The 10,055-nt window shown below is 68.9% G+C and carries 9 protein-coding genes and 1 pseudogene; 1 reads left to right on the forward strand and 9 read right to left on the reverse strand.

The annotated features are described in order from the left end of the window. Positions 1–20: 20 nt before the first annotated feature. From ACMGFG_RS13035 to ACMGFG_RS13075, 9 genes are all read right to left on the reverse strand, one after another. Positions 21–1,634: a complex I subunit 4 family protein gene (locus tag ACMGFG_RS13035; protein WP_436930760.1), complete on the reverse strand. Its 1,614-nt coding sequence runs from the start codon at positions 1,632–1,634 to the stop codon at positions 21–23. After that, entirely contained in the window at positions 1,634–3,748 is a 2,115-nt protein-coding gene (gene nuoL / locus ACMGFG_RS13040) for an NADH-quinone oxidoreductase subunit L (RefSeq protein ID WP_436930761.1), read from the reverse strand. Before nuoL ends, ACMGFG_RS13035 begins: the two co-directional genes overlap by 1 nt. 1 nt (position 3,749) lies before the next feature. Further along, positions 3,750–4,055 (reverse strand): NADH-quinone oxidoreductase subunit NuoK, encoded by a 306-nt coding sequence (nuoK, locus tag ACMGFG_RS13045; RefSeq protein ID WP_135364311.1) that lies wholly within the window; start codon positions 4,053–4,055, stop codon positions 3,750–3,752. Next, the gene (locus tag ACMGFG_RS13050; RefSeq protein WP_436930762.1) at positions 4,055–4,447 is read right to left on the reverse strand and encodes a hypothetical protein; all 393 of its coding nucleotides are present in this window, start codon (positions 4,445–4,447) and stop codon (positions 4,055–4,057) included. Before ACMGFG_RS13050 ends, nuoK begins: the two co-directional genes overlap by 1 nt. After that, positions 4,444–4,713: an NADH-quinone oxidoreductase subunit J gene (locus ACMGFG_RS13055; protein WP_436930763.1), complete on the reverse strand. Its 270-nt coding sequence runs from the start codon at positions 4,711–4,713 to the stop codon at positions 4,444–4,446. Before ACMGFG_RS13055 ends, ACMGFG_RS13050 begins: the two co-directional genes overlap by 4 nt. A 328-nt stretch (positions 4,714–5,041) precedes the next feature. After that, a complete protein-coding gene (locus ACMGFG_RS13060; protein WP_436930764.1) occupies positions 5,042–5,326 on the reverse strand; it encodes a DUF7520 family protein in 285 nt (94 codons plus the stop codon). A 339-nt stretch (positions 5,327–5,665) separates the two neighbouring features. Continuing rightward, on the reverse strand, positions 5,666–7,447 hold the full coding sequence (gene ctaD / locus ACMGFG_RS13065) for a cytochrome c oxidase subunit I (protein WP_436930765.1): 1,782 nt from the start codon (positions 7,445–7,447) through the stop codon (positions 5,666–5,668). A 397-nt stretch (positions 7,448–7,844) separates the two neighbouring features. Beyond that, positions 7,845–8,090 carry a DUF6684 family protein gene (locus ACMGFG_RS13070; protein ID WP_436930766.1) on the reverse strand — a complete coding sequence of 82 codons (246 nt, stop codon included), beginning with the start codon at positions 8,088–8,090 and terminating at the stop codon, positions 7,845–7,847. Between the two features lie 155 nt (positions 8,091–8,245). Beyond that, on the reverse strand, positions 8,246–8,653 hold the full coding sequence (locus tag ACMGFG_RS13075; RefSeq protein WP_436930767.1) for a DUF7541 family protein: 408 nt from the start codon (positions 8,651–8,653) through the stop codon (positions 8,246–8,248). 242 nt (positions 8,654–8,895) lie between these two features. Here ACMGFG_RS13075 and ACMGFG_RS13080 point away from each other — a divergent pair. Continuing rightward, a pseudogene (locus tag ACMGFG_RS13080) lies at positions 8,896–10,055 on the forward strand (DUF7527 domain-containing protein); the annotation flags it as partial.

Consider the following 10,055-nt stretch of genomic DNA (forward strand, 5'->3'; position numbering starts at 1 on the left):
CGTGAAACCGGCTATCTCGACTACCACGGCGCGACACCTCCGTTGGCCAGCGCGGCGGCAGCGTCACCGACCGCCCCGGACGGGACGATGGCGGCCGAGCCCGGCGGCAACAGCGGGTTGACTGCGTCCTGGATCATCTGGTAGACCAGGCCCGGGTCGACGCCCAGGGCGATGACCAGCGCCAGGAGCACGACCAGCGGCGCCACGTCGTGGACGGGCGCGCGGGAGACGTCGTAGTCCGTCGCCAGCGAGTACTCGCCGAACAGCGTCCGCTGCATCGCCCACAGCAGGTAGCCGGCGACGACGACGATGCCGAACATCCCGGCGGCGGTCACCAGCGGCGCCGCGGGGATGTACGGCGAGGCGAACGCGCCCTGGAAGATGAGGTACTCGGCGGCGAAGCCGGCCATCAGCGGCAGCCCCATGTAGCCGAACGCGGCAGCGACGAGGATGCCGACGGTCCAGGGCATCCGGTCGGCGATCCCGGAGATGTCGCCCACCATCCGGGTGTGGGTCTCGTTGTAGATGACGCCGACGGTCATGAACATCAGCCCCGAGATGAGGCCGTGGGCGACCATCTGGAAGGTCGCGCCGCCGAAGCCGTGCGGGGTAAAGGCGACCAGCCCGAGGATGACGTAGCCCATCGACGAGATGGACGAGTAGGCGACGATACGCTTGAGGTCCTGCTGGGCCAGGGCGAGCATCGCGCCGTAGATGATACTGAGGACGCCGAAGGCGACGATGACGCCCGCGTAGGCCTGCGCCACGTCCTGCAGCATCGTGAAGTTGAACCGCAGCAAGGCGTAAGTCCCCATCTTCAGGAGGACGCCCGCCAGCATGACGGAGACGGGCGTCGGGGCCTCGACGTGGGCGTCGGGCAGCCACGTGTGGACGGGGAAGACGGGCACCTTCACCGCGAACCCGGCGAACATCAGCGCAAAGGCGACCACCCGGAGCGTGTCGGGGGCGATGCCCGCGACGCTCCCGAGGGCGCCCTCCTGGCCGAGCGCCTGCGCGATGGCGGGCAGGTCGAACGTCGAGATGGAGTCGCCCAGCCCGAACACGAGCGCCATGAAGCCGACGAACATGACCAGCGTCGCCACGTTCGTGTAGACGAAGAACTTGATGGCGGCGTACTTCCGGCGCGGGCCGCCCCAGACGCCGATGAGGAAGTACATCGGGACCAGGACGGCCTCCCAGAAGACCAGCCACAGCAGGAAGTCCAGCGCGGTGAACACGCCGATGAGGCTGGCCTCCATCAGCAGCATGAGGCCGTAGAACTGCGACTGCCGTTCGTCGATGGGCGTCCACGAGCTGACCAGCGCCAGCGTCGTCAGCACGGTCGCCAGCACGAGCAGCGGCAGGCTGATGCCGTCGAGGCCGACGTGCCAGGCCAGGTCGTAGCGGCCGAGACTGACCCAGCCAAGCGTCGACTCGAAGGCGATGTCGCCGTCGGCCAGCAGCGCGTTGCCGACGCCGTCGAAGGCGGTGTACATCCACAGCGAAATGGCGACGGGGACGAGGCTCACCGCGGCGGCGAGCTTGCCCGCCCACTCGTCGGGTGCGAGGAAGACCAGCAGTGCGCCCAGCAGCGTGACGCCCAGCAGGGCCTCGACGGGTCCGGCGACGGGCATCAGGCACCACCTCCCAGCACGACGAAGACGACCAGCAGCAGCGCGAGCGACAGCGTCATCAGCGCCGCGTAGTTCGAGACGACGCCCGACTGGATGCGGCGGAACCGCGAGCCGGTGAACAGGCTCACGCTACTGACGCCGTTGACGACGCCGTCGACGACGCCCTGGTCGAACTTGTCCGCGGCCCGCGCGATCGGGACCGTCACGCCCTGTGCCAGCCACACCTGGTACTCGTCCTGGTAGTAGTTGTGCATGAGCAGCGTCTTCGCACCTCCCAGCTTGTCCGTGTGTTCCGTCGGCTCGTCGACGCCGTAGAGGCTGCGCGCGAAGAGCACGCCCGCGATCGCCAGCCCCAGCGAGACGGCCGCCGAGGCCAGCAGCGTCGGTACCTCGCCGCCGAGCGGGTAGCTCGCGGTGACGTGAGCCACGTCGTGCAGCAGCGTCTCGTAGGTCGCCAGGTCCGTCGACAGCGCCGCCGGCCAGCCGCCCTCGTCGGCCCCGTGGACCCACTTGTGGAGGAAGTCGATGTGCTGTCCGGTCAGGACCGCGACCGGCTTCATGTTGATGAGCCCGACCGTCGCCGCGCCGATACCGAGCACGGCCAGCGGCGCCTTGACGTTCCAGCGGACCGGCTCGGGGTCGCGCGCCGTCTCCGAGCGGGCCTCGCCGTGGAAGGTCAGGTAGACCATCCGGAACGTGTAGAAGCCCGTGAAGAACACGGCCAGCAGCCCCATCGCGTACGCGAGGAGATAGAGGATACCGAGCGTGCTCGCCTCGCCGCCGAGCGTCCCGAAGCCGTGGATGAGCGCCTCGTAGAGCACCTCGTCTTTCGACCAGAAGCCGGCGAACGGGACGATGCCCGCGAGCGCGAGCGACCCCGAGAGGAACGTCCAGTAGGTGACGGGCATCTTGTCCTTCAGCCCGCCCATGTCCCACATGTTCTCGTTGTGGTGCATCGCGATGATGACCGACCCGGCGCCGAGGAACAGCAGCGCCTTGAAGATCGCGTGGGTGGTCAGGTGGAAGACCGCGGCGACGTACCCACCGGAGCCCAGCGCGAGCATCATGTAGCCGTACTGGCTGATGGTCGAGTACGCGAGCACCTGCTTGAGCTCCTGCTTGACGACGCCCATCGTCGCCGCGAACAGCGCCGTGAAGCCGCCGACCAGCGCGATGACGCCCAGCGCCGTCGGCGAGAGCAGATAGAAGCCGTACATCCGGGCGACGAGGTAGACGCCGGCCGCGACCATCGTCGCCGCGTGGATGAGCGCCGAGACCGGCGTCGGGCCCTCCATCGCGTCGGGCAGCCACGTGTGCAGCGGGAACTGCGCCGACTTGCCGATGACGCCGCCGAGCACGAGCAGTCCCAGGATCGTGAACCACGTCTGGGCGCCGTAGCCGGCGGTGTAGATCCCGTCGGCGCCGTCGGTCAGCGCCTGTTCCGCGAGTCCCGGGAAGCTCGCCATCGTGCCGGAGGCGGTCTCGACGGGCGCGAACAGGCCCGTGCCGAACGTGGCGAAGACGCCGACCACGCCGATGAGGAAGAAGTAGTCACCGAAGCGGGTGACCAAAAAGGCCTTTTTCGCGGCCGACGGCGGACCGTCCTCGCGGAACCAGAAGCCGATCAGCAGATACGAGCAGAGGCCCACCAGCTCGAAGAACATGAACGCCATCAGGATGTTGTTCGAGAAGACAAAGGCGAGCATGCTCGCCGTGAACAGGCCCAGCCCGGCGTAGTACCGCGGGAGGCCGGTCTCGCCCTCGTCGTTCATGTAGCCCAGCGAGAAGACGTGGACGAGCAGGGCGATCAGCGAGACGATGACGAGCATCAGCGCCGTCAGCGGGTCGACCAGGATGCCGAACCGAAGCGTGAGCGCGCCGTCGCCGAGGCCTGCCACCCACGTGTAGAGGTTCTCGTTGTAGTAGGTGGCCGTGCCGGTGATCCCGGCGACGGTCAGCGCGGTCCAGACCGACAGGGCCAGCGAGCCGGCGGTCGCGATGATGCCGGCCTCGGCGCCGCGCTTCGGCATGTACTGCCCGGCGAACAGGGAGACGACGAACGCCAGGAACGGGAGCGCTGCGATCGCGGGAACGAAGTCGAATGCACCTGCCATCTTACCACCTCATCGTAGCCGCTTTCGTCACGTCCACGTCCTCGAAGTTGCGGTACAGCACGAGGATGATGCCGATACCGACCGCCACCTCGGCGGCCGCCAGCGCCATCACGAACAGCGAGAACACCTGCCCCGTCAGGTTCCCGTGGTGGAACGAGAACGCGACGAGGTTGATGTTCGCCGCGTTGAGCATCAGCTCGACGGACATCAGGAATATCAGGGCGTTACGGCGCGTCAGCACGCCGTAGACCCCGATGCAGAACACCGCCGCCGACAGCAGGAGGTAGTACTGGCTCGCGATGGCCATCAGTCCGCACCTCCCTCGGTGCCGCTCGCGTCGCCGCCCTCGTGGTCGTCGCCCGTCCGGCCGGGGATCCGGCGTCCCCCGTCGGTGAGCGCGGTGACGACGCTCTCGTCGTCCTCGCGGCGGGCGAGCATCACGGCCCCGTCCAGCGCCGCGTCGAGGACCAGCGCGATGATGACGAAGGCGACCAGGAAGCTCTCCGCGGGGATCGCGGCCTGGTCGACCATGTTGAACATCGCGTAGCCGATGCTCGCGACGACGCTGCCGTCGGCGAACGCCTCCGGTCGGCCCAGCTCCGCCGTGAAGAACACGTAGGCCATGACGGCGAACAGCGCCAGCGCGGCCAGGCCGTTGACGTAGTTCACGTCGGTCGCCAGCCGCGGCCGGGAGGTCATGTTGCCACCTCGTCGGGCTGGGTGTCTCTCTCGGTGAGCATGATGGCGAACGTGATGAGGATGAGCACCCCACCGACGTACACCAGTATCTGCATCGCGGCGATGAACTCGGCGCGGAGCATGACGTAGTACACTGCCACCGACAGCAGCGAGACGCCGAGCATCAGCGCCGAATGCCAGACGTCGCGCACTAACACGACGCCCAGGCTGCTCCCCAGCGTGACCGCGGCGAACAGCGCAAACGCGATTGACTCGAGCAATGCCATCGTTGTCCCGAATCTCCTACCGCACGCCCTTTGAAGATTTCTGTATCGTCCCGTGCGTGGCCGCTCACGCGCCCGAAACCGTTACAGATTCGACGCGTGCCCGCCGACCGCCCCCTGTCGACCCTCCGGTCGGCGCCTGACGTGTTCGGCTCGCGGCGCTCTCGGGGTCGCGCGGCCGCCCGTTCGGGCACCGCGCCGCTCGCGCGCGCCCGGTCGGTCGCCCGTCGCGAGCCCGTCCCGGCGGCACCCGATCGGGAGTCGGCAGTCGTCAAGGGTCAGCAGCCGGCCGGGGGTCGGCGGACGGTCCGCGACCGCCGGGCGTCCCGGCCTACTCGAACCGGTCCTCGTCGTACCGGGAGACGTACCGGACCGCAAGCAGGAGGACGCCCAGGCCGGCGCCGACGGTCACGACGCCGAACGTCGCCATCCCCAGCGGCGTCGCCGGCAGGTCGACGAGGAAAAACAGGGTCGGGTCCAGTCCCTCGGGGTTGACGTAGCCCAGCAGCGCGCCCATCGTGCCCGCGACGCCCAGCACGGCCAGGTACACCGCGAGGACGACGCGCGAGCCCGCGACCCGCCCGCCGAGCGCCAGTCGGTCGGTGTTGGCTGTCACGACCGGCCGTTGGGACCGCGGGTGGTTAGCCTTTTCACATCGCGGCCGCAAGCTCGGGTATGAGCGACTTCGACGACGACTCCCGCTTCTCGGAGAAGGAACTCCTGCTGTTCGTCCTCACCGCCATCGCGGTGCTGATGGGCGTCTCCACGTTCGTCCTCGTCCTGAGCGGCTGAACCGATCCACTCCGGGTACGTGGTCGCCCGCCGGACTCGCGAACTGCGACACAGGTAGCAGCCGCTCCCGGCTGATCGCTCCAGTATCTCCTCGACAGGCGACGCCATCCATCGGCGAAAACGGGAATTGAGACCGTCGAAACGCAGGTCGAAGCCGCGAGCGTCAGTCGTCCTCGTCGACGACCTCGCCACCGTCGGTGACGGCTTCCTCCTCCTCGCCGCCGTCGGCCAGCGCGGTCGTGATGCGCCGTTCGTGCCACTGGAACTCGCGGCCGTGCTGGTCGGTCTCCTTGAGGTCCCACGGGTCGGGGTCCTCGAGCTTCGGGCCCTCGAGCCAGGAGGACAGCAGGTTCCAGACGAAGATGACCTGGCCGACCAGCAGGATGAGGGCGCCGACGGAGGCGGCCTGGTGCATCAGGGTCACCATGTCCAGCGGCGCGATGGCGCTGTTGAAGTCGTAGGTCGCGTACCGGCGGGGCATCCCCAGGTAGCCGAGGAACAGCATCGCGAAGAACGTGATGTTGGTCCCGATCATCGAGAGCCAGAAGTGGGCCTTGCCGAGGGTGCGCTGGTACATCCGCCCGGTGAAGATGGGGAACCAGTAGTAGATGCCCGCGAACCCGGCGAAGGCGATGGCGCCCATCACGACGTAGTGGAAGTGACCCACCACGTAGTAGGTGTCGTGGAGGATCTGGTCGACGGGGACGGAGGCGAGAAAGACGCCCGTCACACCGCCGATGATGAAGTTCGAGACGAAGCCGATGCAGAACAGCATCGGCGTCGTCAGCCGCACGCGGCCGTTCCACATCGTCGTGATCCAGTTGAACGTCTTCACGGCGCTGGGTATCGCGATGGCCAACGAGACGGCCATGAACGAGGCCCGCAGGCGCGGGTCGATGCCCGTCGTGAACATGTGGTGGGCCCAGACGCCGAACGAAAGGACGCCGATGGCCAGCGTCGAGTAGACGACGAACTTGAAGCCAAACAGCTTGCGGCCGGAGAACTTCGGCAGGACGTAACTGACGATCCCCATCGGCGGGAGCACGAGGATGTACACCTCGGGGTGGCCGAAGAACCAGAACAGGTGCTGCCAGAGGATGGGGCCGCCGCCTTCACCGACCGCGTAGAACGTCGTCGCGAGGTTGCGGTCGAGCAGGAGCATGACGATAGCGCTGCCCAACAGCGGGAACGCGAACAGGATTATCCCCGACTGGGTGAGGATCGTCCACGAGAAGATGTCGAGGTCCGCCCAGGACACGTCGTCGTCGCGCTCGGTGAAGATGGTCGCGATGAAGTTGATCGCCCCCATGGTCGCCGAGACGCCCGTCAGGTGCAGCCCGAGCAGCATGAGGTCGACGCCGGCGTTGGTCTGCTCGACCGACAGCGGCGTGTACATCGTCCAGGCGGTCTGGGCGCCGGTCATCCCGGGCAGGAAGAAGCCGGCCCAGATCAGCAGCGCGCCGGGCGGGAGCAGCCAGAAGGCGATGGCGTTGATCCGCGGGAACGCCATGTCGTCCGCACCGATGAGCAGGGGGACGAAGTAGTTCGCGAACGCCGCGATGATGGGCGTCCCGAATAAGAATAGCATCGTGATCCCGTGGCTCGTCAGGATGGCGTTGTAGAAGCCGTTCTCGAAGACGGCGCCGGTCGGCGCGATGAGCTGGACGCGGATCCCGAACGCCATCAGGCCGCCGACGGCGAACGCGATGACGGCGTAGGTGCCGTAGAGGATGCCGATGTCCTTGTGGTCGACGGTGGTCAGCCAGCGGGTGATACCGGCTGGCTTCTCGCGGTGGACGGTGGCGCCGGCCTCGCCGTAGCCGCCGCCACCACCGCTCACCAGCGGGGTGTACGAGCGCCAGTCCTCGACCCGGGAGAGAAACGCCGCGATGCCGACGAGGAAGACCCCCATCAGCACCGTCAGCACGAGCTGCCCTGATGCCATGTCCGGACTTCGGGACTGGTACCATATGAATGGTTAGGAAACCCTTCCGCCGAACCCGTTCGCGTGCGCTTCTTTCGCACGGAAGAACGTGACAATCAGATCGTCCGTTCACCCCACGCTCACCGGTGTCTGCCCGGCCGGACAGCGGCGAGTCGAGCCAGTCGGACCGGAAGCCGGGCTGTCGGCGCGAAAGCGAAGCGACGCTGTGCAGCCCTGGTCAGAGCGACAGCGGAGACGGGGCGAGTCGAGGTGGCGCGGGAAGCGGATGGATTCGACGGCAACGGAAGCGGTCAGAAGAGGTGGCGGCGGAAGCGATCAGACGGGCGACGAAAGCGGTCAGACGGGCCGGACCCGCGTGTACGGGACGGGCCGGCGGCGTGGCGGGCCGCGGGGTCGGTCACTCGTGGTCGGCTTCCATCTCGTTTTCCGCCTTCGAGACGGCCTTGCCGGCGTAGTAGGTCAGGATTACGAGCAGCATCCCCGTCACACCGACGATGGCGAACTGCAGCCCGGAGACGAGCGGGTCGACGCCCCACGGCGGGAACAGCGCGAACGCACCGATGAAGAAGACCAGAATGCCCAGCGGGATGAAGTTGACCGTCAGGTCCAGGAGCGTTTCGCGGTCGAAGACCTTCTCTGACATACCACGGGTTTGGGTCAGGCGGCTAAATATAGTGTCGGTTCGCGCCGGTGAGCGACCGAGGCGACGGCGAATCCGTTCGGCCCGGTGCGGAACTGGGGCTCGGGTCACGCCAGGCGGCCGGTCGGGTCTTCGCCGGAGCCCGGCCGGTCGCCCGCTCAGATGCCCTGCCCGGTGCGCCCGACGGCCTGGCTGACGAGGCCCGCGGCGACGAGCATGGCCCCGGCGACGGCGACGGCGAGGCCGCGGCCGACGACGCCGTTGGGGTCGGCGACCGTCTCGAAGAGACTCACGGACGACCCGGGGACCTGCGTCGCGACGAGGGCGCCCCCGAGCGCGAAGAAGGCGGCGCCCAGCAGCGCGAGCGTCCGCCAGGGCCGGCGGGCGTAGCCCGACTCGCCGAGGATGCCCGCGACGCTCCCCCCGAGCAGGAGCACCCCGCCGACGGCGATCGGGAACAGGCCGAGGAAGACGCCGACCTCGGTCAGCGCGAAGCCGACCGCCACGAGGAGCGGCCACGGACTGGCCGTCCGATACTGGTCCGACAGTCCCGGTTGCTCTTCCATACCCCGCCGTTGGGACCGGTCCGTCATAGGTACACCGAACTCCCGCGCGCGGCGACCCGAATATGGTCGGCTCGTCCCCGAGGGTGGGCGGGCCCGCACGGGGGGCCGGGTCGACACGGTCCGGCGCCGTCCGACCGGAGCCGGCGTCGTCGCTTCGCGTCGGTCGCTGCCGTCCACCGGCGGCGGTCGCGCGTCGGACGTGGGCGCAAAGTATTTGGTTCGCATGGGGCTTGTCCAACACAATGACCACGCGCGCTGTGGAGCAGTTCGACGAGTGGGAGTCGTCGCCGTTCCGCGACGGCTATCGCGGCCTGCACGACCTGGCCGACTCCGACTTTTCCGGGATCGTGGAAGCCGGCGGCGTCAAGCTCTGTATGCTCAACGGGACGGTCGTCGGCATCCTCGACGGTGACATCGACGACTTCGAGGGGGCGTCGGGGACCGCCTACGAGGCTCCCTCGCCGGCGCTTCCGTTGCTCGCGCTCATGCAGGAGCGCAACGACGAGGTCCGCGCGAAGTACTACTCCGAGGACACGCCGCTCTCGGAGGTCGACGACACGCTCGCGGACGGGGGGTTCACCGGGTTCATCGAGCTGTCGGAGAACGTCCTCAGCGGGGACTACTACGTCGTCTACCACCGCGGCCGCTCGATGGCCGTCGCCTGGGTCGGCAACAGCGGCCAGCTGCTCACCGACGACGAGGCATTCGAGCGCGCCGACGACGAGGTCGGCATCTTCCAGGTCCGCCCCGCCGAGATCGAGCCCGTCGAGATCCCCGAGGTCGACGGCGGTCCCGACGCTGCGGGCGGAGCCGACGACTCGGACGCGACGGCAGCCGCCGGGGGCGCCGCTGCGGGGAGCGCCGCCGCGGCCGACGACGACACCGAACCCGACCCGGCCGCCGGGAGCGACGACGCCGTCGCCGAGGAGCCGGCGGCGGAGAGCGAACCGGACGACGGGGGCGGGGCCGCGGAGCCCGACCCCGCCGAGACCGACCCGGTCGACCCCGAACCGGCCGCCGACTCCGGCTCGACCGCGGATCCCGGGACGGTCGCGGACCCGGACCCGGAACCTGACGAGGGGTCGTCCGTCCGGGACGAGACGACGGCGGAGGCCGGCGGGAACGGCGGCGGGGCGGAGGCCGACACGCCGCCCGCCGGCTCGTCGGAGCCGTCCGAACGGTCGCGGGACCGGCGCGAGGCAACCGACCGACGCGACCGCGGCGACGATTCGGCGGCGAACCGGCGAGCGGAGTCGACCGGCACCGACCGCACGGAGGGATCCGACACGTCGACGGCCGACGCGGGCGGGACCGACGCGTCGACAGCCAGCGACGACCGCGCGGGCGACGCCGGCGGGCACGCGGCCGGCCGGGACGAAGCCGGCGCCTCGTCCGAGCGCGA

It is taken from the genome of Halosimplex halobium, from assembly GCF_051414055.1.
Classification (GTDB): Archaea; Halobacteriota; Halobacteria; order Halobacteriales; family Haloarculaceae; genus Halosimplex; species Halosimplex halobium.

What these genes read in the sequence shown, in the direction of transcription:
- ACMGFG_RS13035 (WP_436930760.1), bottom strand. Translation starts at nt 1,634, where the DNA reads ATGCCCGTCGCCGGACCCGTCGAGGCCCTGCTGGGCGTCACGCTGCTG.
- ACMGFG_RS13050 (WP_436930762.1), bottom strand. Translation starts at nt 4,447, where the DNA reads ATGACCTCCCGGCCGCGGCTGGCGACCGACGTGAACTACGTCAACGGC.
- nuoL (WP_436930761.1), bottom strand. Translation starts at nt 3,748, where the DNA reads ATGGCAGGTGCATTCGACTTCGTTCCCGCGATCGCAGCGCTCCCGTTC.
- ctaD (WP_436930765.1), bottom strand. Translation starts at nt 7,447, where the DNA reads ATGGCATCAGGGCAGCTCGTGCTGACGGTGCTGATGGGGGTCTTCCTC.
- nuoK (WP_135364311.1), bottom strand. Translation starts at nt 4,055, where the DNA reads ATGGCCATCGCGAGCCAGTACTACCTCCTGCTGTCGGCGGCGGTGTTC.
- ACMGFG_RS13070 (WP_436930766.1), bottom strand. Translation starts at nt 8,090, where the DNA reads ATGTCAGAGAAGGTCTTCGACCGCGAAACGCTCCTGGACCTGACGGTC.
- ACMGFG_RS13055 (WP_436930763.1), bottom strand. Translation starts at nt 4,713, where the DNA reads ATGGCATTGCTCGAGTCAATCGCGTTTGCGCTGTTCGCCGCGGTCACG.
- ACMGFG_RS13075 (WP_436930767.1), bottom strand. Translation starts at nt 8,653, where the DNA reads ATGGAAGAGCAACCGGGACTGTCGGACCAGTATCGGACGGCCAGTCCG.